This is a genomic window from Patulibacter minatonensis DSM 18081, from assembly GCF_000519325.1.
In the GTDB taxonomy this organism is placed as follows: Bacteria; Actinomycetota; Thermoleophilia; order Solirubrobacterales; family Solirubrobacteraceae; genus Patulibacter; species Patulibacter minatonensis.
This window is the reverse complement of the sequence record NZ_KI912613.1, coordinates 1,883,748-1,903,377: the sequence shown is the minus strand read 5'-3', so window position 1 is coordinate 1,903,377 and position 19,630 is coordinate 1,883,748. Positions and strand designations below refer to the sequence as shown.

General features: G+C 75.4%; 22 protein-coding genes. 15 read left to right on the top strand and 7 right to left on the bottom strand.

All coding sequences use genetic code 11. The annotated features are described in order from the left end of the window. Positions 1-79: 79 nt before the first annotated feature. The 3 genes from PATMI_RS0108700 (at position 80) to PATMI_RS0108690 (ending at position 2,127) form a co-directional block, all read left to right on the top strand. On the top strand, positions 80-427 hold the full coding sequence (locus tag PATMI_RS0108700; protein ID WP_026910614.1) for a hypothetical protein: 348 nt from the start codon (positions 80-82) through the stop codon (positions 425-427). Between the two features lie 201 nt (positions 428-628). Next, entirely contained in the window at positions 629-1,186 is a 558-nt protein-coding gene (locus PATMI_RS34170) for an RNA polymerase sigma factor (RefSeq protein ID WP_051471237.1), read from the top strand. Beyond that, positions 1,183-2,127 carry a hypothetical protein gene (locus PATMI_RS0108690; RefSeq protein WP_157260679.1) on the top strand — a complete coding sequence of 315 codons (945 nt, stop codon included), beginning with the start codon at positions 1,183-1,185 and terminating at the stop codon, positions 2,125-2,127. The genes PATMI_RS34170 and PATMI_RS0108690 overlap by 4 nt, the downstream gene beginning before the upstream one ends. Positions 2,128-2,176: 49 nt before the next feature. Here PATMI_RS0108690 and PATMI_RS0108685 read toward each other — a convergent pair whose 3' ends face one another. Then, entirely contained in the window at positions 2,177-3,070 is an 894-nt protein-coding gene (locus PATMI_RS0108685) for a hydroxymethylglutaryl-CoA lyase (RefSeq protein ID WP_051471236.1), read from the bottom strand. A gap of 423 nt (positions 3,071-3,493) precedes the next feature. On the opposite strand from PATMI_RS0108685, the gene PATMI_RS0108680 reads away from it, so the two are divergent. The 6 genes from PATMI_RS0108680 (at position 3,494) to PATMI_RS0108650 (ending at position 8,935) form a co-directional block, all read left to right on the top strand. Further along, the gene (locus tag PATMI_RS0108680; RefSeq protein ID WP_026910611.1) at positions 3,494-4,969 is read left to right on the top strand and encodes an HAD-IB family hydrolase; all 1,476 of its coding nucleotides are present in this window, start codon (positions 3,494-3,496) and stop codon (positions 4,967-4,969) included. Between the two features lie 118 nt (positions 4,970-5,087). Then, positions 5,088-6,497 (top strand): wax ester/triacylglycerol synthase domain-containing protein, encoded by a 1,410-nt coding sequence (locus tag PATMI_RS0108670; RefSeq protein ID WP_026910610.1) that lies wholly within the window; start codon positions 5,088-5,090, stop codon positions 6,495-6,497. Next, a complete protein-coding gene (locus PATMI_RS28545; protein WP_051471235.1) occupies positions 6,494-7,327 on the top strand; it encodes an alpha/beta fold hydrolase in 834 nt (277 codons plus the stop codon). The genes PATMI_RS0108670 and PATMI_RS28545 overlap by 4 nt, the downstream gene beginning before the upstream one ends. After that, positions 7,324-8,127: an alpha/beta hydrolase gene (locus tag PATMI_RS0108660; protein WP_026910609.1), complete on the top strand. Its 804-nt coding sequence runs from the start codon at positions 7,324-7,326 to the stop codon at positions 8,125-8,127. Before PATMI_RS28545 ends, PATMI_RS0108660 begins: the two co-directional genes overlap by 4 nt. A 138-nt stretch (positions 8,128-8,265) precedes the next feature. Further along, positions 8,266-8,604 carry a hypothetical protein gene (locus PATMI_RS0108655; RefSeq protein ID WP_026910608.1) on the top strand — a complete coding sequence of 113 codons (339 nt, stop codon included), beginning with the start codon at positions 8,266-8,268 and terminating at the stop codon, positions 8,602-8,604. Between the two features lie 34 nt (positions 8,605-8,638). Continuing rightward, positions 8,639-8,935, top strand: a complete 297-nt coding sequence (locus PATMI_RS0108650) for a hypothetical protein (protein ID WP_026910607.1) — start codon at positions 8,639-8,641, stop codon at positions 8,933-8,935. 45 nt (positions 8,936-8,980) lie between these two features. Here PATMI_RS0108650 and PATMI_RS0108645 read toward each other — a convergent pair whose 3' ends face one another. The 4 genes from PATMI_RS0108645 to PATMI_RS36575 all read right to left on the bottom strand — a co-directional run bounded on the left by PATMI_RS0108645 (position 8,981) and on the right by PATMI_RS36575 (position 12,671). Next, positions 8,981-9,847 carry an NmrA family NAD(P)-binding protein gene (locus tag PATMI_RS0108645; protein WP_026910606.1) on the bottom strand — a complete coding sequence of 289 codons (867 nt, stop codon included), beginning with the start codon at positions 9,845-9,847 and terminating at the stop codon, positions 8,981-8,983. 31 nt (positions 9,848-9,878) lie between these two features. Further along, entirely contained in the window at positions 9,879-10,784 is a 906-nt protein-coding gene (locus tag PATMI_RS0108640; protein ID WP_026910605.1) for a DUF2804 family protein, read from the bottom strand. Positions 10,785-10,886: 102 nt separating this feature from the next. Further along, the gene (locus PATMI_RS28540; RefSeq protein WP_245604138.1) at positions 10,887-11,783 is read right to left on the bottom strand and encodes a L,D-transpeptidase; all 897 of its coding nucleotides are present in this window, start codon (positions 11,781-11,783) and stop codon (positions 10,887-10,889) included. A gap of 141 nt (positions 11,784-11,924) precedes the next feature. Beyond that, the gene (locus PATMI_RS36575) at positions 11,925-12,671 is read right to left on the bottom strand and encodes a hypothetical protein (RefSeq protein WP_026910604.1); all 747 of its coding nucleotides are present in this window, start codon (positions 12,669-12,671) and stop codon (positions 11,925-11,927) included. A 129-nt stretch (positions 12,672-12,800) separates the two neighbouring features. Between PATMI_RS36575 and PATMI_RS36570 the strand changes: the two genes are divergently transcribed. Together PATMI_RS36570 and PATMI_RS0108620 are read left to right on the top strand one after the other, a co-directional pair. Next, entirely contained in the window at positions 12,801-13,589 is a 789-nt protein-coding gene (locus PATMI_RS36570; RefSeq protein ID WP_211241718.1) for an AzlC family ABC transporter permease, read from the top strand. Next, entirely contained in the window at positions 13,586-13,897 is a 312-nt protein-coding gene (locus PATMI_RS0108620) for an AzlD domain-containing protein (protein WP_026910602.1), read from the top strand. Before PATMI_RS36570 ends, PATMI_RS0108620 begins: the two co-directional genes overlap by 4 nt. 234 nt (positions 13,898-14,131) lie before the next feature. Here PATMI_RS0108620 and PATMI_RS0108615 read toward each other — a convergent pair whose 3' ends face one another. Both PATMI_RS0108615 and PATMI_RS28535 read right to left on the bottom strand, forming a co-directional pair. Further along, positions 14,132-15,244: a DNA alkylation repair protein gene (locus PATMI_RS0108615; RefSeq protein WP_026910601.1), complete on the bottom strand. Its 1,113-nt coding sequence runs from the start codon at positions 15,242-15,244 to the stop codon at positions 14,132-14,134. Between the two features lie 7 nt (positions 15,245-15,251). Further along, positions 15,252-16,451, bottom strand: coding sequence for a glycoside hydrolase family 3 N-terminal domain-containing protein (locus PATMI_RS28535; RefSeq protein ID WP_051471234.1), 1,200 nt, complete (start codon positions 16,449-16,451; stop codon positions 15,252-15,254). 164 nt (positions 16,452-16,615) lie between these two features. Here PATMI_RS28535 and PATMI_RS37335 point away from each other — a divergent pair, with 164 nt between their 5' ends. The 4 genes from PATMI_RS37335 (at position 16,616) to PATMI_RS0108585 (ending at position 19,623) form a co-directional block, all read left to right on the top strand. Further along, a complete protein-coding gene (locus PATMI_RS37335; RefSeq protein ID WP_051471233.1) occupies positions 16,616-17,359 on the top strand; it encodes a class I SAM-dependent methyltransferase in 744 nt (247 codons plus the stop codon). Positions 17,360-17,513: 154 nt separating this feature from the next. After that, the gene (locus PATMI_RS0108595; RefSeq protein WP_026910600.1) at positions 17,514-18,080 is read left to right on the top strand and encodes a hypothetical protein; all 567 of its coding nucleotides are present in this window, start codon (positions 17,514-17,516) and stop codon (positions 18,078-18,080) included. A gap of 168 nt (positions 18,081-18,248) precedes the next feature. Continuing rightward, entirely contained in the window at positions 18,249-18,719 is a 471-nt protein-coding gene (locus tag PATMI_RS0108590) for a VOC family protein (RefSeq protein WP_026910599.1), read from the top strand. 4 nt (positions 18,720-18,723) lie between these two features. Then, the gene (locus tag PATMI_RS0108585; RefSeq protein WP_026910598.1) at positions 18,724-19,623 is read left to right on the top strand and encodes a pyridoxamine 5'-phosphate oxidase family protein; all 900 of its coding nucleotides are present in this window, start codon (positions 18,724-18,726) and stop codon (positions 19,621-19,623) included. The last annotated feature ends 7 nt before the right edge of the window (positions 19,624-19,630 follow it).

Sequence of the window (19,630 nt, the reverse complement as noted above, 5' to 3'; positions counted from 1 at the left end):
CGACCAACGTCGCGTTGAGACCGGGACCGCCGGGGGCGCACAGTGACGGTCACCGGACACCACCACGAGGAGCCACCTGATGCACCACTTCCCGAAGATCGCCACCGCCCTCGCCGTCGCCGCACTCGCCGTCCCGGCCGCGGCCATGGCCAAGCACGGCGCCGACGACCCCGCAGGCGACGACCGCGGCGGCGCGACCACCACGGCGACCACGACCACGACCGCCGGGACGACGGCGACGACGCCCTCCACCGCGACGACCGCGAAGCACCGCAAGCGCCACCGCCACCACGGCCGCCACCACCGCTCGGGCTCCGACGACCGCAGCTCGTCCCGCTCGCGCTCCCGCTCGTCCGACGACCGCTCGAGCTCGCGCGCCTCGGACGACCACGGCCGCCGCCACGGCGGGCACGGCGCCGACGACTGACGCCCCGCCGGCGCGCGGAGCGGGGCCGGCCGCCGCCGGCCGCCCCGCGCAGAACACCGGCCGGCCGGAAGGCCCCCGCCCCCCGGCGCCGAACCCGACGGGGTGGAGCGTGCACCCCAGGGAGCGACCGGCGTCCGCCGACCGGCCCCGGACGACCGTCCCGTCCCGTCACAAACCGGGACGCCCGTCCGTTCCTGATCCGTGCCGCCCCCGGACCCACCGAGCGACGCGGAGCTCCTCCACGACGTGCTCGACCCGGTCGAGTCCTTCGCGACGTTCTACCGGCGCCACGTCGACGCGCTCCTGCGGTTCTGCGCGAAGAAGGGCGCGGACGCCGACACCGCCGCGGACGTCGCGTCCGACACGTTCCTGGCGGCGCTCGGCCACCGGGCGTCCTACGACGCGACGTACCCCGACGCGCGGCTCTGGCTCCTGCAGATCGCGTCGCGCAAGCTGATCGACGGGCACCGCCGGACCGCCGGCGACCGCCATCGTCGCGACCGGCTGCTGGCCACCGCACCGCGCCCCACCGACCGGGACCGCGACGCCTACGCGCTCCTGACCGCGGACGACGGGCCCGCGCTCGACGTCCTCTCCGACCTCCCCCCGGCACAGCAGGCCGCGATCCGTCAGCGCGTGCTGGACGACCGCGACTACGCCGAGATCGCGCGCGACCTCGGCATCTCCGAGCAGGCGACCCGGCAGCAGGTCAGCCGCGGACTCGCCCGCATCCGCTCCCTCCTGGGACAGGAACGATGAGCACCACACAGCGCCCCATGCCCGACTTCGCGGACGCCCTGGAGCGGCACCTGCGCCACGCGGCCGCCGAGGCCGCGGCCGGCCGTCTCGAGGTGTCGCCCCTGCCCGCCGGCGTCCGGGAACCCACCCGCGAGCGGGCCCGCACGCGCCCGGCGGGCCGCCCGCTCCGCCTCGGTCGCCCGATCGCGGCCCTCGGGTCGGTCGCGCTGGTGGCCGTGCTCGTCGTCGCCCTGCTCGTGGCCGGCGGGAGCGGCCCCGGGACCGGCCGGGCGTACGGCGCGCCGCTCGCGCTGAGGACGCCGCTCGTCGTCCTCCCGGACTACGCGCGGTCGCAGACGCTCGCCCGCGACGTCCTCGGTCCCGACGGCCCGAAGATCACGCGCGGGCACGCGGTCCCGCTCCCCGACGGCAGCACCGCGTACCTCTACGGCAACGCCGCCGGACAGTGCCTCTGGGCCCCCGACCCGCTCATCCCCGACCCGCGGGAGGGCGGCGGCGTGACGTGCACCCGCACCTCGGCGTTCCTGCGGTTCGGCATCTTCCTCGGGATGGGGACGGACACCCAGGGGACGATCATCGCGGCGCTGCCGCAGGGCGTCCGCGATCCGGTGGTCAGTCGCCGCGGCGAGGTGGACCGCCCGCTCACGCCCTCGACCGACGGCGTGGTCGTCCTCTCGACGATCTCGCCGGCGACGGTCACGTTCTTCGACCGGGACGGCGAGCAGCAGGTCGTGCAGGTGGCGACGCCCCTCGGCCCCGACTCGCCCCCGGTGCGCGTCAACCCGCTCCGCAACGAGCTCCCGGGGATCTCGCTCCCCTTCGCGCCGCCGGAGCCGCCGGTCGTGTCCTCCCCCGACTACAGCCAGATCCCGCCGCCCGGGTTCCCGCTGCCCAGCCCCGACGACGACGGCCTGCCCCGGGGCGTCACGGTCTCGCCGTAGGCCGGCGGTCGTCCCGCCCCGGCGGACGACCCCGGGCGGTCGGGCCGGATCAGGCCGCGATCCGCGGTCCCGCCTTGAAGACCGGGCTGGGCAGGTCGTGGCCGACGAGGTCGTGCAGCAGCGTCGCGGCGTCGAGCAGCCTGACGAGGTCGACGCCGGTGTCGACGCCGAGGTCGTCGAGCAGGTTGACGACGCCCTCCGTGGCGACGTTGCCGGCCGCGCCCTTCGCGAACGGCGAGCCGCCGAGACCGCCGACGGAGGCGTCGAAGCGCGTGACGCCGCCGAGCAGCGAAGCGTAGACGTTCGCCAGGCCCGTGCCGCGGGTCTCGTGGAAGTGCATCCCGACGTCGGTGCCGACCTCCTCGAGGAGCTCGCCGATCCCGCGCGGGGTCGCCATGCCGGTGGTGTCGGCGAGGGAGATCGTGGTGGCGCCGGCGTCGCGGGCGAGCTGCACGACCTTCGCGACCTCGGACGGCGCGATCTCGCCCTCGTACGGCGAGCCGAAGGCGCAGGAGATCATCAGATCGACCGCCACGCCGCCGTCGCGCCCGACCTCGCACATCTTCTCGACGTGCACGAGCGCCTGCTCGATCGACATGTTCGTGTTGCTCTGGCTGTAGCCCTCGGACGCCGAGACGCCGGCCGTGATCTCGTCGACCCCGGCGGCGACGGCGTCGGTCGCCCCGCGGCCGTTCAGCGCGACGCCGACGACCCGGAAGCCGCCGAGCTCCTTGCACGCCTGGACGACCTCGGCGCTCTGCGCCATCGCCGGCACGGCCTTGGGCGACACGAACGACCCGACCTCGATCGCCGAGAAGCCGGCGGCGGCGAGGGCGCGCACGAGACCCATGCGCTCCTCGACGGACTTGGGCTCCTCGACCTGCAGGCCGTCACGCGGCCCGACCTCGCGGAGTTCGACGGACGGGGGCAACGTGGTGCTCACGACGGGAACGTACCCCGTGCGCGACGTCCTGCGCCCGCAGCGGCCGTTCGCCGCCCGCGTCGGCCACCCGTTCGGGGGTGCCGCCGCCGTGCCCCGCGGGACCCGTGATCGTCCGGTGAACGACGTGCCTCGGACGCCGGATCCTCAGTGGTGACGGGGGATCTCCGGCACGCGCCCCGCGAGCCCCGGCGTACGCTGCCGACCCCTTCGGGGGATGGAATCGCCGCCGCAGGGGGATGGCCGCGCGCGGCCCAGGCCCTAACCTCGACGGGGCCGTGCCGGGACCCCCGGTCGGGGACCCGCACCGCCGTGTCCGACGCCATCGAGCCCGACGTCCCCGACCTCGCGGAGGGACGGACCGGGCGGACGAGGGTCTCGGGGAGCAGCGTCCGATGACGAAGATCCGACACAAGAAGGTGCCGCGTGACGACCACCGCTGAGCTCGTCGAACGCATCGAGGCCGCCCCGCGCGGGCCCTCCGTCATGGCCGTCTTCGACTACGACGGCACCCTGATCGACGGCTTCTCCGCCGCGGACTTCTACCGCGACCGCCTGAAGAACCGGCAGATGGGGCCCGCCGAGATCGCCTCCCTCGTCCAGGCCGCCCGCAAGGGCCTGAAGGACGCCGAGTCGTTCATCGCCTTCCTGAACTCGTCGCTCGCTCGGTGGGAGGGCCTCTCCGAGGCCGAGCTCTACGCCACCGGCGCGTCGCTGTTCAAGCACGAGACCGCGGGCCGCCTGCGCCGCGAGACGTACGAGATCCTCGAGACGCACCGCCGGATGGGCCACACGCTCGTCCTCGCGTCGTCGGCGCTGCCGTTCCAGACCACCCCGATCGCCAAGGCGCTCGAGTTCGACCACGTGCTGTGCACCGCGGTGCAGGTCGGCGAGGACGGGCTCCTGACCGGCCGCACCGAGGGCGACCCGGTGTGGGGCCCCGAGAAGGCGGCGCGCATCGTCGGGCTGGCCAAGCAGCTCGGCTGCGACATGGACGACACCTTCGGCTACTCCAACGGCGGCGAGGACGTCCCGATGCTCCTGGCGTGCGCGACGTCCGCCGCGATCGCCCCGGACGACGACCTCCGGCGCGCCGCCGCCCGCGAGGGCTGGCCGGTCCTCGACTGCGTCGACCCGACGCCGCGCGCGACGATCAAGGACGCCGTCCGGACCGCCGCGTTCTACGGCAGCTTCGCCGGCGCGATGGGCGTCGCCGGCGGCATCGGCCTCGCGCGTCGCTCGAGGCGGTCGTTCCTCGACATCGCCTTCGGGGTCGGGGCCGACGTCAGCCTCGCCGCCGCCGGCGTCGACGTGCGGGTGCTGAAGGGCGCCGAGCACCTGTGGGACTCGCGCCCGTGCCTGTTCGTCTTCAACCACAGCAGCAAGATCGACACGATCGTCGTCGCCAAGCTGCTGCGCCAGGACTTCACCGGGGTGGCGAAGGCCGAGGCCAAGAACGTCCCGATGTTCGGCCAGCTCTTCCAGCTCGCCGGCATCGCGTTGATCGACCGCAACGACCGCGAGGCGGCGCAGAAGAAGATGCAGCCGCTGGTGCAGCGGCTGAAGGAGGGGACGTCCGTCGTCGTCTCCCCCGAGGGCACGCGCACCCCGACGCCGCGGATGGCGCCGTTCAAGAAGGGGCCGTTCCACATCGCGATGCAGGCCGAGGTCCCGGTCGTCCCGATCGTCTTCCGCGGCATCGACCAGGTGCAGTGGCGCGGTGCGCAGGTCATCCGGCCCGGGATCGTCGAGGCGATCGTCCTCCCGCCCGTCGACACCGCCGGCTGGCGTCCCGAGACCGTCGGCGACCACCGCGACGAGGTCCGCGACCTGATGCAGGACGCCCTCGACCACTGGCCCGCCTCCGCGCACGTGAGCCTGCCGGTCGGGGACCGCGCGTGAACCGGATCGGGCGCGTCGCCGTCCTCGGGGCGGGCTCCCGGGGCACCACGACCGGCTCCGCGGATCCCTGCCGCGGCCTCGGCCGCAGCGCCCCCGAGAGCGAGAGGCACGCCGTCGCATGAGCACCACGAACGACACGCCACCGGACTGGGGGCTCTCGGACTTCAACGCGATGGAGGCCGTGCTCTGGCGGGCCGAGGCCGATCCGCTGCTGCACTCGACCGTGATCGCGGTCGAGGAGCTCGACGTGGCCCCGGAGTGGACGCGCTTCGTGTCCACGCACGAGTGGGGCAGCCGGATGGTCCCGCGGTTCCGCCAGCGGGTGGACGTCGGGCGGCTCGGCTATCCGGCGTGGGTCACCGACGCCCGGTTCGAGCTGCGCCACCACGTGTTCCGCTCCGACCTCGACGGGGGCACCTGGCAGGACGTCATGGACCGCGTCGCGGCGATCGCCCAGGCCCCGTTCGACCGCGACCGCGCGCCGTGGGAGGCGACCCTGATCACGGGCCTGCAGGACGGGCGCGCCGCGTACGTCCTGAAGATGCACCACGCGATCCTCGACGGCCGGTCGGGGATGCAGCTGTTCGGCAAGATGCACTCGCGCAAGCGGGAGCCCACCCGGGACAAGCCGCAGCCGCTGCCGCTCCCCGTGGCGCGCACCAGCGCCCTGGTGACCGCGTTCCGGCGCGACACCGCTACCCTCACGCGCGGGATCATGCGGCTCCCCGGCATGGGCCACAAGGCGCTGCGCCCGGACCGCACCGTCCTCGAGAGCGCCCGGTACGTGCGGTCCCTGCGGCGGGTTCTCGGCCCGGTCGCCGCCCCGCCGTCGCCGGCCCTGGCCAACCGCAGCGGCGACTGGCGGTTCTTCGCGCTCGACCTGCCCCTTCCCGGACTCCGGGCGGCCGCCCGGGCGGCCGACGCCACCCTGAACGACGCGTACCTCGCCGCCGTCCTCGGCGGCTTCCACCGGTACCACGAGGCCACGGGGACGCCGATCGAGTCGCTGCCGATCGCGCTGCCGATCGCGATCCCGAAGCCCGGCGATGCGAGCACCGCGTCGCGTTTCGCGGGCGCCCGGCTCGCCGGGCCGCTGACGATCGCGGACCCGGCCGAGCGGATGCACGCGGTCGGCGCGGTCGTCGGTGCGCTGCGCAAGGAGGTCGCGCTGGACGCGATCGACAGCGTCGCGCCCGTGCTCGCCCGCCTGCCCGGCCCGCTCCTGTCGCGCCTCGTGGCCCAGGTCGCCGCCGGCAGCGACGTCCAGGTCAGCAACATCCCCGGGATCCCGGACGAGGACGTCTTCATCGCCGGGGCCAAGGCCCTGCGGTTCTACGCGTTCGGTCCGTTGCCCGGGTGCGCGGCGATGATCGTGCTCGTCAGCCACTGGGAGACCTGCTGCGTCACGGTCAACCACGACGAGGCCGCGATCGCCGAGCCCGAGACCCTCCGCCGATGTCTCGCGGAGGCGTTCGACGAGGTCCTGGCCCTCGGCGGCACCGACGCCCGGGCCGAGGTCCGCCGATGAGCGACGGGATCCCCCCGTTCCACCGCGGCGGCGAGGGGTCGCCGCTCGTGATCCTGCACGGGTTCACGGGATCCTGGCGGGTCTGGCGGCACCTGCTGCCGTCCCTCGAGGAGGAGCACGACGTCTTCGCGCCGTCGCTCCTCGGGCACGCCGGCGGCGTCCACCCAGGACCGGACGACGAGATCTCGATCCACTCCATCGCCGACGACATGGAGCGCCAGTTCGACGAGCAGGGCATCGAGAAGGCGCACATCGCCGGCAACTCCCTCGGCGGCTGGCTGTCGCTCGAGCTGGGCCGGCGCGGCCGGGCGCTCTCGGTCGTCGCGGTCTCCCCGGCCGGCGGCTGGAACGGGCGCCGCGAGCTCGACCGCGTCGTCAAGATGATGCGGCAGTCGGTGGCGATGGCCCACCGCACCCCGGGCCTCTCGGACCGCCTGCTGAAGCAGGCCTGGGCCCGTCGCATGGGCCTGCGCACCGTCGCGGAGCGCGGCGACCGCGTGTCGTACGAGGACGCGCGCGACCTGCTCGAGGACGCCCGCGCCTGCTCGATCGTCGACGGGTTCCTCGACTGGATCGTGCACGACCGGCCGCTGCCGCCGCGCGAGACCGACGCCGACTACCCGATCACCATCGGCTGGGCCGACCGCGACCGCGTGCTGCCCTTCGGGCGCTACGGCCGGCCGCTGCTCGAGAACATCGGGCCCGTCGAGCTCATGCGCCTGCCGGGCTGCGGGCACGTGCCGATGCTCGACGACCCCGCACTCGTCGCCCACACGATCCTGACCACGACGCGCCGCGTCGACGAGAAGAGGAAGGCCGCCACCACATGACGTACGAGACGACCGACACCACCGGCACCAACGGGAAGATCGTGGTGCACCGCTGGACCCCGGACGGCGACGTCCGGGGCCTCGTGGTGCTGGCCCACGGCATCGGCGAGCACGCCGCCCGCTACGACCACGTCGCCAAGCACCTGAACGGCGACGGCTACGTCGTCGTCGCGCCGGACCACCAGGCACACGGCCTGTCCGACGGGACGCCCGGGCTGATCGAGGACCTCGAGGTCCTCGTCGACGACTACGCGACGGTCTTCGCCGCGGCGCGCGAGGAGTTCTCCGGCGTGCCCGTCGTCGCGCTCGGCCACTCGATGGGCGGGCTGATCACGACCCGCGCCATGCAGCGCGGGCTGACGCCGGCCGACGCCTGGGTCCTCTCCGGCCCCGTCGTCGGCGGCAACCCGGGCATCTTCGCGCTGCTCGACATGGACCCGATCCCCGAGGTGCCGATCGATCCGGGCATGCTCTCGCGCGACGACGCCGTCGGCGAGGCCTACGCCGCCGATCCGCTGATCTACCACGGTCCGCTGATCCGCCCGACGCTGCTGTCCCTGAAGACCGCGGTGGAGGTCATCGCCGCCGCCGACCCGATCGGCGACGTCCCGACGCTCTACCTGCACGGCGAGGAGGACCCCCTCGCGCCGTACGAGATCTCGAAGGCGGCGATGGAGGGCCTCGGTCTGAGCAACCTCGAGCAGAAGTCGTACCCCGGCGCCCGCCACGAGATCTTCAACGAGACGAACCAGGACGAGGTCCTGGCCGACGTCTCGGCGTACCTGCGGAAGACGCTCTAGCGGACCACCCCCGCTCCAGTCGTCCGCGGCGGCGCGCGCCGTCGCGGACGACCGACCGGTGGACGGAACGCGCGCTCGCGACTGGACGTCCGATCACCCCGGCTTACGGCGTTCGACCGCTCAGGCATACTCGGGTCGATGGCCGACCCCGCGCACGAAGAGCCCGAGAGCCGTCCGCGACGCGGCCCGGCGCCGGCCGTGGCGCGGGACACCCTGGCGGACTGGATCACCGAGGACGTGATCCAGCAGCTCTACGCCTCGCGCCAGGACCTCGTCCAGGCGATGGACGCCGGCGGGGCGGACGTCGGGTTCGTCTCCGACCAGCTGCTCGACATCATCGGCAACCTCCACGACATCGCGACGGTGCTCCGCGGGCACGACGCCGGGGCCACCCGGGTCGCGTCGCCGCAGGATCGCGCGCACGAGCTCGGGGTCGGCACCGACGCCCCGGAGGACGCCGGAGACGATCAGGGTTGACAGCGTCCGCGCGAGGGAGAATGCTGCCCGCCTCATGTCCCCTCTGATCGACACCACGGAGCACGTCGGCCGGCGCGAGGTCCCGCTCGCGGTCGTCCCCGACCGCGCCGACATCGCACCCCAGGCCACGTCCGTGCAGGCCCTGCGTCAGGAGGTCGAGTCGCTGCGTCGCGAGGTCACCGCGCTGCGCATCCAGCGGCAGCGCGACATGGCGACCGCACGCGGTCTCGGCGAGGCCCTGCAGTCCCTCCGACGCGGGGCGCTCGCGCTCCGGCAGGAGAACGAGGAGCTCCGCCGGCGCGTCGACGGGCGGCCGTCGCGCCGCCGCTGAGGCCCGTCCGCGGGACGGGGTCGGGCCCGGCGTCCGGCCCGACGGTCAGCCGCGCAGGTGGGCCCAGCTCTCCCGGTCCTGCTCGAGGAACGCGCGGAGCCGGAGCGGCGGACGGCCGGTGATCGTCTCCACCACGTCGGTGACGACGTCGAGCTCCCCGGCGGCCATCGCCTGGTAGGAGGTCACCCAGCCCTCGATCTCGAAGTCCGGGGCGCCCGACGGTGCGCGCGAGGCGTACGCCTCCGCCTCGGTCTCCTCCTCGTAGCGCACCGCGCGGCCGGTGACCTCGGTGAGGACCGCGGCCGCCTCGGCGAGGCCGAGCCGCTCGTCGCCGGTGACGTCGTAGGTCCGCCCGTCGTGCGCGTCGGGGTCGGCGAGGACCGCCGCGGCGACCGCGGCGACGTCGTCCCGTGCGACGTACGCGGCGCGCCCGTCCCCGCCGGGCCCGGCGATCACGCCGGCGGCCGACGCGAAGAACGGCACGAAGTCCAGATACATCGAGTCCCGCAGGAACGTGAAGGCGAGCCCGCGGTCGCGCACCAGCGCCTCGGTCTGTGCGTGGTGCCGGCCGAGCGTGAAGACCGCGTCGTCCGCGGCGCCGAGGAACGACGTGTAGACGATCCGCCGCACCCCTGCCTCGGCGGCGGCGTCGATCGCGCTGCGGTGCTCGTCGACGCGGTCGGCGGCCTCCCGGCCCGACACGAGGAAGAGCGTCTCCGCGCCCCGCAGCGCGGTCGTCATGCCGGCGTGGTCGTGGTACCCGGCGGCCACCGCGACCTCGGCCCCGTCCAGCCGCGGGGCCCGGGCGGCGTCGCGGACGACGAGCCGCTGCGGCACGCCGCGGTCGGCCAGGCGGCGCGCCACGCGCCCGCCGAGGGCGCCCGTCGATCCGGTCACGGCGATGAGGCTCATGCCGGGGACGCTGACAGACGGGCGGGCGCGGTCACCACACGGCGTCGTGGCGCTCCATCACCCCGTGGGCGTCGACCAGCTCCACCCCGCCGGGGAGGACGCCGGAGAACGACCCGAACGGCTGCTCGTAGCTCGAGCGGATCACGAGGAGGTTGTCGCGCCGGGCCCGCGTGGACTCGCCGCGGAACGCCAGGTCGACCCGACCCTCCGCCCCGGGGGCGCCGCTCCCGGGTGCCGGCGCCGCGTCGTCGGTCGCGTCCGTCGACCGGACGCCCGAGAGGTCGTCGGCGAACCGCACCGGCCCGGTGTGCACGGCGCGCCCGTCGACCCAGACGGAGCGCTCGCTGGCGGCGGGGTCGTCGTGGATGCCGTCGACGAGGTTCCAGCCGACGGCGCGGCCCCGCTTGTCCGTCCCGACCCCGGCGGACCAGCGCCAGGAGGTGTGCCGCGGAGGGAAGCCGGCGGAGTCGTCGACCACGCCGAGCCCGTCGAAGGTCAGCTCGCGCTCGCGGATCCGGACGACGCCCTCGACGGGGACTCCCGCGCGCTTCAGCGTCCACGCGTGGGCCGGGCCGTACGGGGTGACGGTCTCGACCGCGTCGACGGCGTCCTCGCCGAGGCGCAGGTCGATCGAGACCTCGCCGTCGCGGACCCGGACCTCCCCCGGTGTCAGGCGGACGCCTCCGCGGCGTGGTCGCGTGCGCTCGCGGAGCCGGCCCTCGGACCGGTCCCAGACCGCCCAGAACGACTGGGTCAGGAGGCCGATGTGGACCAGTCCGACGCAGACCGACAGGCCCGGCCCGTACGCCCCCACGTACCGCCAGCGCTTGCGCACCCGCCCGCCGAGCACGAGCGGCAGCGCGTCGGGCGGCAGCGCGATCCCCGCCGGACGGCCGGGGTCGCCGAGGAGTCCGCGGTGGGGCGCGTCGAGGGCCATCACCGCAGTCTGTCCCACGGGGCGGCCGGGCGGAAGGGGCGGGCCCGCCGCACGTCGGCGACCGACCCGCAGCCGCCCGGCCCCGGGGGGCCGCCCGGCCGCTCAGCGGACGAGGACGGGCGTGCCCTGCGGGAGGCGCTTCGCGACCCAGGTGATGTCGTCGTTGTCCACCCGGACGCATCCGTGGGAGCGCGCGGTGCCGATCGGGTCGGCGAGGCTCGCCCCGGCGCGCCCGTGGATGCCGATGCGGCCGGGCCCGCCGTCGAACTCCTGGAGCACCTTCGACGTCAGCGTCAGCGCCACCGCCCAGGGTCCGAGGAACTGCTTCGGGTCGGGCTGGCGGTTGCGCTCGTAGATCGCCGCGAGACCCTTGGGCGTCGGGGTCCTGGGCGCGCCGACGACCGCCCGGAACCGCCGCACCCGGTGCCCGTAGTGGTAGACGCGGACGAGGCGACGCGCCCGGTTGACGTTGATCCACCAGTGCGCCTGCCCGACGACCGTGTGGTCGTACGGGATCCAGCCGTACTGCCCGGCGGGGCGGGTCGGCAGCCGCACCCGCAGCCACCGGCGCCCGTCGCGCACCACCGACTCGAGGACCATCAGGATCATCGGCTGCGCGGACCAGGTCGTCTGGACCGGCACGCGCCAGACCTTCCGGCCGGACCCGGCGTGCGCGAGCGCGTCGGTCGCCGAGACCACGAGGGCGGTCGTCGACCCGGTGTCCCGCGACGGCGTCGTGATCGGGAACGGCGGGTCCACGGGGTCGTCGAGCGGGTCGGCGGGCGTGGTGACGGCGAGTGCCGCGGCGGCGGGCGTCACGGCCCGCGGGACGGCGGGGAGCCCGAAGTCCGGCAGCGCGGTCCCGGCCGGAGAGGTTCGGCGGGCGCGCTCGACGGCGGCGCGGCGGAGGGCGCCGAGCTCGGGCGTCGCCGCCGGGGCGGCGGCGCGCACGACGGGGACCGGCGGCGTCACGTCCGCGGGTGGAGGCAGGGTCGGCACCGACGGCAGGGTAGACGCCCCGGCGCCCGGCGTGGGCCGGTGGGACGGATGGTCCGTCGCCGGCGCGGGCCGCGACGCCGCCCGCCCGGTGCGGTCCGGGCGGGCGGGCGCGGCGCCTCTGGGGCGGACGGGACCGGCGTCCTACTTCGTCGGCTTCGCCGGGCGCGCGGCCTCGTACGCGGCCTGGACGTCCTTCGCGTCGAGGCCCAGGGTCTTGGCGATCGCCGCGTAGCGCTCCGCGTCCTTCGCGGCGCGGTCCTTCTCGTGGGCGGCGGCGACGTCGGCGAGGGCGGACTTCACCTTCGCCTCGTCGATCGAGAGCCCCTTCGCGAGGGCCGCGACGAGCTTCGTGTCGTCGGGGCGGGCGCCGCCCGGACCACCGGGGCCGCCGTGGCCCGGACCGCTCTTCGGTCCACCGTCGGGCTTGTCGCCGCTCTTCGGCGCGGGCGGGGTGTCTCCGGCCTGCGGGGCGGGCGGCGTGTCGCCCGCCTTCGGCGCGGCCGGGCGGTCGCCGGCCTTGGGCGGGGTGGGCCGGTTCGCGTCGAGGATCGCCTGCACCTTCGCGGTGTCGACGCCGAGCGCCTTCGCGATCTCGGCGGCACGCGGATCGGTGCCCTTCGCCGGGCGGTCGCCCTTGGCGGGACGGGCGGCCTCGTCGGCGGCCTGCAGCTTCGCGGCGGTGACGCCGAGGGTCTTCGCGACCTTCGCGAGCTCGTCGGCGCGGGGGCCGGGGCCGCGGTGGTCGCGGCCGGGTCCGCCGGCGGTGGTGGTCGACGTCGACGTCGTGGACGTCGAGCTGTCGGCAGCGTTGGCGACGCCGATGCCGGCGGCGCCGAGGACGGCGACGGACGTGGCGACGGCAGCGGCCTTGCGGATGCGCGGGGTCATGGTTGCTCCTGTGCTCGTTCCCGCCGCAGGGGCGTCCCTGCGGCTGCTTCCACCATCGGCGCCGAGCCTGGGGTTTCCCTGAGATCCGCGTGGGAGTTCCTGAGCGGACACCCGGGCTCGAGCGATCCCGTGCGGTCCAGCGCGTGGCATCCGGCCCGCGACGCGGCTCGCCGCCGCGAGGATGATCGGCTGATCCACCAGGACACGGACACCCACCCACCGGAGCACGCCCGACCGGCGACGACGATCGACCGGGCCACGTTCCGGACGGGGCTCCGGGCCGGAGCGCCGTTCGCGGCCGCGTCGTTCCTCCTCAGCGTGTCGCTCGGGGCGCTCGCGGTCGACACGGGGTTCCCGGCGGTCGCGGCGATCGTGATGTCCGCGATCGTCTTCGCGGGGTCGGCGCAGTTCGCCGCGGTGTCGATCGTGGCGGCCGGCGGTGGGCTGGGGTCCGCCGTCGTCGCGGCGGTGCTCGTGAACTCCCGGTTCCTGCCGATGGGGATCGCGCTCGGCCCGTCGCTGGCGGGCGGCCCGGTGCGGCGCGGGCTCGAGGGGCAGGCGGTCGTCGACGCGTCGTGGGCGATGGCCGCGCGGCCCGACGGGACGTTCGACCGGTCGTTCCTGTTCGGCTCCACGGCGATCCAGTACGTGGCGTGGTTGCTCGGCACCGCGCTGGGCGCCCTCTCCGGCGGGGCGCTCGGCGACACCGACCGCTTCGGCCTCGACGCGGTCTACCCGACCTTCTTCCTCGTCCTGCTGATCCACGAGCTGCGCTCCGGTCGCGGGCGCGGCGTCGCGGCCGGCGGCGCGCTGATCGCGCTGGCGCTGATCCCGATCACCCCGCCCGGGGCCCCGGTCCTGGCCGCGAGCCTCGCGGCGCTGATCGGCCTGCGGACCCGCGGAGACGCGCCCCGATGAGCGTCGACCCCTGGCTCCTGATCGTCCTCTGCGCCGTCGTCACCGCGGCCATCAAGGGCGTCGGCCCCGTGGCGCTCGGCGGGCGGGCGCTCCCGGACCGGGCCACCGGCGTGATCGCCCTGCTCGCCCCCACCCTGCTGGCGGCCCTCGTCGTCACCGGCGTGGCGGGGCAGGACGGGCACCTCGGCGTCGGGGTGGAGGCCGTCGGCGTCGCCGCGGGCGGTGTCGTCGCGCTGCGGGGCAGCTCGATCCTCGTGTGCGTCGTGGTCGCCGCCGCCGTCACCGCGGCGCTGCGGGCCGTGACCTGACCGGCGTCCCGCCGCGCCGGCACCGCGCACGACGCGGACGGATTCCCGCCGCCGATGATTGCGCGCGCACGTACGGGGTAGGTGCCCTTCGTCGATCGCAGCGGCTCCGGCCCCGCACCACGGTGGTCTCCCCCGATCTCCTCTTCCGCGGTGCATCGGGGGCCGGCGCCGCGCTCGACATCGTCGTCCGCTCCCCGTCCCGAGCCGGGGAGCGGGCGGCGGAGCTCGCCCGCGTCAGAGCACGAGGTCGAACGGGACCCGCCCGTAGCGGCGGCCGTTGACCTGGAGCTCCAGCGCGTGCTCGCCCGCGTGGTACGTGCGGGTCGTGATCGGGCGGAACGGCCGGCGGCCGGTGAGCGTCTCCGTCGCGCCGGGCGCGAGCGTCCGGGTCGTCAGCTTGAAGACCTTCGGGGCGAGCGCGCCGTTCGCCTTGCGGTGGTGCACCACGTAGTCGATCGCCAGCCGCAGCTCGGTGTCTCCGCGGTTCTCGAGCAGGACCGCGAAGACGAGGTCCTCCCCCATCCGCACCGCGTCCGACGCCGGGTCCGGCCCGGTGACGACGAGCTCGTCGCCCGGCGCCGCGAAGCCGTGCAGCGTGAGCGCCCCCGGGTCCCCGGCCTTCACGAGGGTCCGCATCGCGTGGCGGACGACCCACGCGGTGCCGTCCGGGTCGGCGTCCCGCCAGCGCGTGGCGGTCGCGACGGCGAGCGCGGGATCGACGCGGCTGAGGTCGTTGAGGTGGTTGGCGACCGACCGGCGCACGTACGCGGAGGGATCGTCGTGCAGCGCGTCGAGGATCGGGACCGTGGCGCCGGGACGCCCGAGCAGCGCCGGCACGCGACGGGCCCAGGGCAGGAACGGGCGCGTCCCCTCGCTCGCCAGCCGGCGGACGTGCTCGTCGGGATCGCCTGTCCAGCCCGTGACGAGCGCCAGCGCGCGGTCGGCGTCCGCCTGGAGGAGCCGGCGGATCGCGGCCTCGGCGGAGTGGCGCGGCGTCAGCTCGCGCATCAGGTCCAGGCCGGTCGTCAGGGCGTCGCCGCCCGACGCCTCGTGCGCGTCGACCGCCCGGCGGCTCGCGGCGTCGGCGACCGCCCAGATCATCCAGCCGGAGAACGACGGGTCCTCGAGCGCCCGGCGCAGCACGGCCGCGAACGCCGGGACGTCGTCGGGGAGGTCCTGCAGGACGGCGTCGGAGACGGCCGTCACCCGCTGCCCGAACGCGAGCGGCGCGAGGGCCCCCGCCGCGCGGCGCACCGCGTCGGCACGCACCCCGGGAGCCGCCCGCTCCAGGCAGCCCACGAGGTCGTCGACCACGCCGGCGCCGAGGAGCTCGTCCGCCGTCGGCACGGGTGGCTCAGCCCGCCGGCCGGCAGCTGCGGGCGAGGCGCGCGCGCAGGTCCAGCGACCGGACGACCGACGTCCGCAGCGCGTTCAGCTGCAGCCGACCGTCGCGCAGGTCGGCGGTGAGAGCGCGCGACGCCGCGAGCGCCGCGTCGGTCGTCGTGCCGTAGAGCAGCAGGTCGACGCCGGCCTGCGACGCGGCCCGCGCGACCTGGGCGGGCGACGACGCGCCCGCGAACGCCCCGGCCTCGAGGTCGTCGCTGATCGTCACGCCCTTGAACCCCAGCCGACCGCGCAGCTCGTTCTGCACCACCGGCGGCGAGAGCACCGCCGGCGCGGGCGACAGCGCCGGGTAGATCGCGCTGGAGAGCATCACGAGATCCGTGCCGGCCCCGATCGCCGTCCGGAACGGCACCTCGTCCTGGGACCGCAGGACGTCGAGCGACGCGTCGACCCGGACCCGCGTCTCGTCGGTGTCCGCCTGCGCCCGGCCGAGCCCCGGGAAGTGCTTGGCCGTGACGGCGATGCCCGACTCGTGCGCACCGTTGATGAACGCGCGGGACGACCGGGCGACGGTCGGGGCGTCCGCGGCGAACAGCCGCTCCTGCGTGGCGAGCACGCCGGTGCCGCTGTCGACGACCGGGCCGAGGGTGACGTTGACGCCCGCGCGGCAGAGGGCGGTCGCGCTCGCGCGGGCCTGCTGCTGGATCACGCCGACGCCGGCGGCGCCCTGCGCCCGCGCGGAGGTCCGGGGCGGCGCGTCGGTGATCCGCCGGACCTGCCCGCCCTCCTGGTCGGTCATCACGAGCAGCGGGACGCCGTTCAGCGCGCCCGGCCGGGTGATCCGCTGCAGCCGGTCCGTCAACCGCCGGACGTCGGCGACCGTGGACGCGTTCTCGGAGAACAGGATCACGCCACCGATCCGACCCGCCCGGATGGCGGAGCGGATGGCGGGCGGGATCTCGCCCGGACCCGCGTTCCGGAACGGGGAGACGATCGTCTGGCCGACGAGCTGCGTGGAGCTCAGTGATCGGGTGAGGCGCTGCGTCGCGGTCTCCGGCGCCTTCTTCGCCGCCTTCTCGTCGTCGCCCCCGCACGCCACGGCGCGGAGGACGATCACGAACAGCACGAAGCCGACGACGCCGAAGAGCACGGCGCGCCGTCGCCGTGCGGCGAGCTCCTCGCCGGGTGGCCTGCGGATGCGGCGGCGCACGAACGGATCGTCTGGGGGTGCGGACGACACGCCCTGGGAGGCTAGTGCCCCGGCCGTCCCGGCGCGCGGGATCGGCGGTGGGATCGGGCGGTCGCGGCGTGCGGTCACCCCGCCGATGCTGTGACCGCGGCGCACGGGATCGCCGAGGATGAGAGGTTTGACGCATGACCAGGACCGCGCTGGACTACACCGTCGAGCTCGACCGGACGGCGGGCGCCGACCAGGACGAGGAGACCTTCCTCGTGCGCCGGCCCGACGGGACCGAGCAGCGGATCCGTCTGCACGACTACGACCTCGTCTACAACGTGCCCGGCCTCTACGAGGAGGTCGTGCAGCGCCAGCTCGAGTGCGCGTCGCCTGCGACCATCGTCTCGCGCCTGGCCGACGCCGTCGGGAAGGCCGGGATCGAGACGGGCGACGTCCGCGTCCTCGACGTCGGCGCCGGCAACGGCGTGATCGGCGAGGGGCTGCGCGACGCAGGCTTCCGCGTCCCGGTCGCCAGCGACGCGCTGGTGGAGGCCCGCACCGCCGCCGAGCGCGACCGCCCCGGTCTGTACGCCGAGTACGTCATCGATGACGGCACGCCCGATGCGTTCGACCAGATCGGCGCCGCGATCCGCCGCCACGAGCTGAACGCGCTGACCTGCGCCGCCGCGCTCGGCCCGGGGCACATCCCGATCGAGCGCCTGATCGGCGTCTGGGGCCTCCTGCCCCCGGGCTCGTTCATCGCGCTGACCGCCACCACCGCGCTCGTGGCCGAGTGGGGCGGCGCGCAGATCGCGCTGAACGCCGTGTCCGGCGAGGACGCCCCGACCGAGGTCGTCCACACCGAGACCTTCCGCCACCGCCTGCTGATGGACGGCGGCTCGGTGGACTACGACGTCATCGTGGGCCGCAAGCCGGCCTGAGCCTCCGGATCGACGTCGTTCGGACCGCTCCGGGTGGACGGCGTCCTGGGCCGCGGACCGGCCGGTCGACGGGGCGGCCGCACGTCCTCCGCAGAACGGCCTGCAAACGGGCCGAGTTGATCCCGCCCACACGTCGGGGTGCCATCATCCACCCATGAGCGACGACGACCGTCCGAAGTCCTTCGAGGAGACGCTGCGCTCGATCGCGGCCGAGGTCACGAAGTCCGCCGAGCGGTTGTCGCAGACGGACTTCGGCGAGCTCGAGCGCCTCGCTCGGCAGAACGGGCTCGACCCGGACCGCGCCCGCGGGATGGCCGACGAGGCCGGGGAGTGGCTCCGCCGCACGTTCGCCGGCGGCATGCCGGGTGAGACGACCGGCGCCGACGACCCGGCGCCGGGCCCGATGGCCGCGGACCTGCAGCCCGACGACGTCACGGACGCCCCGATCGCCGACGGCGTCCCGTCCCCGCTCGACGTGCCGACCGCCGAGCAGGGCCAGGCGCTCGCCGCACTGGACTCCGGCCGCTGGACGGTCGAGCCGGGCGAGGTCGCCCTCGCCACCCAGACGGGCATGGGCCCCCAGCCGCGCAACGCGCACGCCCTCGGGCTCGCGCTCCACGTCCGCGACTGGGTCGATCAGGACGGGCAGCTCACGTCCGCCGGCGGCCACGCGCTCGAGCGCTGGCTCGAGTCGGCGTCCGACGCGGACGACGACGAGTAACCCCCGGGGCGGCGCGCACGCCGCTCCCCACGCAGGTGTGATCGACGGCCCGGGCTCCCCCGGGCCGTCGTCGTTCTGCCGCCGCCTGCTGGAGCCCGGAACGCGGAGCTCCACCTAACGGATAAAAGACGCTTGACACGTTAGGTCAGCGGGACTACCGTCCTGCCCATGAGCAGCTTCCCCACCGGCCACGTCGGCCTGAACGTCACCGACCTCGACCGCTCCCGCGACTTCTACGTCGACGTCTTCGGCTTCGAGGTCGCGCAGGAGTCGTCCGACCCGGAGCGGCGCTTCGCGTTCCTCGCGGACGACGGCCGCCTGGCGCTGACGCTGTGGCAGCAGAGCACCGGCACGTTCGCCGCCGACGGCCCGGGGCTGCACCACCTGTCGTTCGAGGTGCAGGACATCGAGCAGGTGCGCGAGGCCGAGGCGCGGGTCCGCGCGGCCGAGGCGCGGGTCCGCGCGGCCGGCGCGAAGCTCCACCACGACGGGATCGTCCCCCACGGCGAGGGCGTGTCCTCCGGCGGCATCTTCTTCGAGGACCCCGACGGCACCCGGCTCGAGATCTACGCCCCGCGCGGCGCCGACGCCGAGGCGCAGGCCCCCGACGCCGCCGTCCCCACCTGCGGCTTCTTCTGAGCCCATGACCTTCGCGTTCCACCCCGGCGAGCTCGAGGTGCAGCGACGGGCGGGCGAGGACGAGGTCGCCGCCCGCGTCGCGCGGAGCATCCGCGAGGACGTCCCCGACGTCGCGGCGGCGTTCCTCGAGGCCCAGCCGTTCGTGGTGATCGCGACGACCGACGACACCGGCCACCCCGTCGCGTCGCTCCTGAGCGGCCCGCCCGGGGTGGTGCGGGTCGCGGGCGACCGGACGCTCGTCCTCGACCGCCTGCCGCCTGCCGGCGACCCGGTCACCGCGGCGCTCGGGCGCCCGTCGGCCGAGGTCGGCCTGATCGCGATCGAGCCCGCGACCCGCCGCCGCGTCCGGATCAACGGCGCCGCCCGCCGCGAGAGCGACCGCGTCCTCGTCACCACGGGACAGGTCTTCTCGAACTGCCCGAAGTACATCTCGACCCGCGAGCCCGATCACGCGGACCTCGCGACACCCCCGGGCCCGCGCCGGGACACCGACGTCCTGACCGACGAGGACCGCCGGCTGCTCGAGGGCACCGACGCGCTCTTCCTCGCCAGCACGAACGTCGACGCCGGCGTCGACGTTTCCCACCGCGGCGGGAACCCCGGGTTCGTCACCGTGACCGGCCCTACCTCGCTGTCCTTCCCGGACTACCAGGGCAACTCGATGTTCATGACGCTCGGCAACCTGACCGTCGACCCGCGCGTCGGGCTGCTCGTCGTCGACTGGGCCACCGGCGACCTCCTGCAGCTGCAGGGCACGGCCACGATCGACTGGTCGCCCGAGCGCGCGGCGACGATCCCCGGCGCACGCCGCGTGGTCGACGTCGCCCTCACGCGCGTGACGCACGCACCGGGCGCAAGCCCGCTGCGGTGGGGCCCGCGAGAGCTCTCCCGCTTCAACCCGTAGACGGGCC

What these genes read in the sequence shown, in the direction of transcription:
- PATMI_RS0108700 (WP_026910614.1), top strand. Translation starts at nt 80, where the DNA reads ATGCACCACTTCCCGAAGATCGCCACCGCCCTCGCCGTCGCCGCACTC.
- PATMI_RS0108690 (WP_157260679.1), top strand. Translation starts at nt 1,183, where the DNA reads ATGAGCACCACACAGCGCCCCATGCCCGACTTCGCGGACGCCCTGGAG.
- PATMI_RS0108670 (WP_026910610.1), top strand. Translation starts at nt 5,088, where the DNA reads ATGAGCACCACGAACGACACGCCACCGGACTGGGGGCTCTCGGACTTC.
- PATMI_RS28545 (WP_051471235.1), top strand. Translation starts at nt 6,494, where the DNA reads ATGAGCGACGGGATCCCCCCGTTCCACCGCGGCGGCGAGGGGTCGCCG.
- PATMI_RS0108660 (WP_026910609.1), top strand. Translation starts at nt 7,324, where the DNA reads ATGACGTACGAGACGACCGACACCACCGGCACCAACGGGAAGATCGTG.
- PATMI_RS0108655 (WP_026910608.1), top strand. Translation starts at nt 8,266, where the DNA reads ATGGCCGACCCCGCGCACGAAGAGCCCGAGAGCCGTCCGCGACGCGGC.
- PATMI_RS0108650 (WP_026910607.1), top strand. Translation starts at nt 8,639, where the DNA reads ATGTCCCCTCTGATCGACACCACGGAGCACGTCGGCCGGCGCGAGGTC.
- PATMI_RS0108645 (WP_026910606.1), bottom strand. Translation starts at nt 9,847, where the DNA reads ATGAGCCTCATCGCCGTGACCGGATCGACGGGCGCCCTCGGCGGGCGC.
- PATMI_RS0108640 (WP_026910605.1), bottom strand. Translation starts at nt 10,784, where the DNA reads ATGGCCCTCGACGCGCCCCACCGCGGACTCCTCGGCGACCCCGGCCGT.
- PATMI_RS36575 (WP_026910604.1), bottom strand. Translation starts at nt 12,671, where the DNA reads ATGACCCCGCGCATCCGCAAGGCCGCTGCCGTCGCCACGTCCGTCGCC.
- PATMI_RS0108620 (WP_026910602.1), top strand. Translation starts at nt 13,586, where the DNA reads ATGAGCGTCGACCCCTGGCTCCTGATCGTCCTCTGCGCCGTCGTCACC.
- PATMI_RS37335 (WP_051471233.1), top strand. Translation starts at nt 16,616, where the DNA reads ATGACCAGGACCGCGCTGGACTACACCGTCGAGCTCGACCGGACGGCG.
- PATMI_RS0108595 (WP_026910600.1), top strand. Translation starts at nt 17,514, where the DNA reads ATGAGCGACGACGACCGTCCGAAGTCCTTCGAGGAGACGCTGCGCTCG.
- PATMI_RS0108590 (WP_026910599.1), top strand. Translation starts at nt 18,249, where the DNA reads ATGAGCAGCTTCCCCACCGGCCACGTCGGCCTGAACGTCACCGACCTC.
- PATMI_RS0108585 (WP_026910598.1), top strand. Translation starts at nt 18,724, where the DNA reads ATGACCTTCGCGTTCCACCCCGGCGAGCTCGAGGTGCAGCGACGGGCG.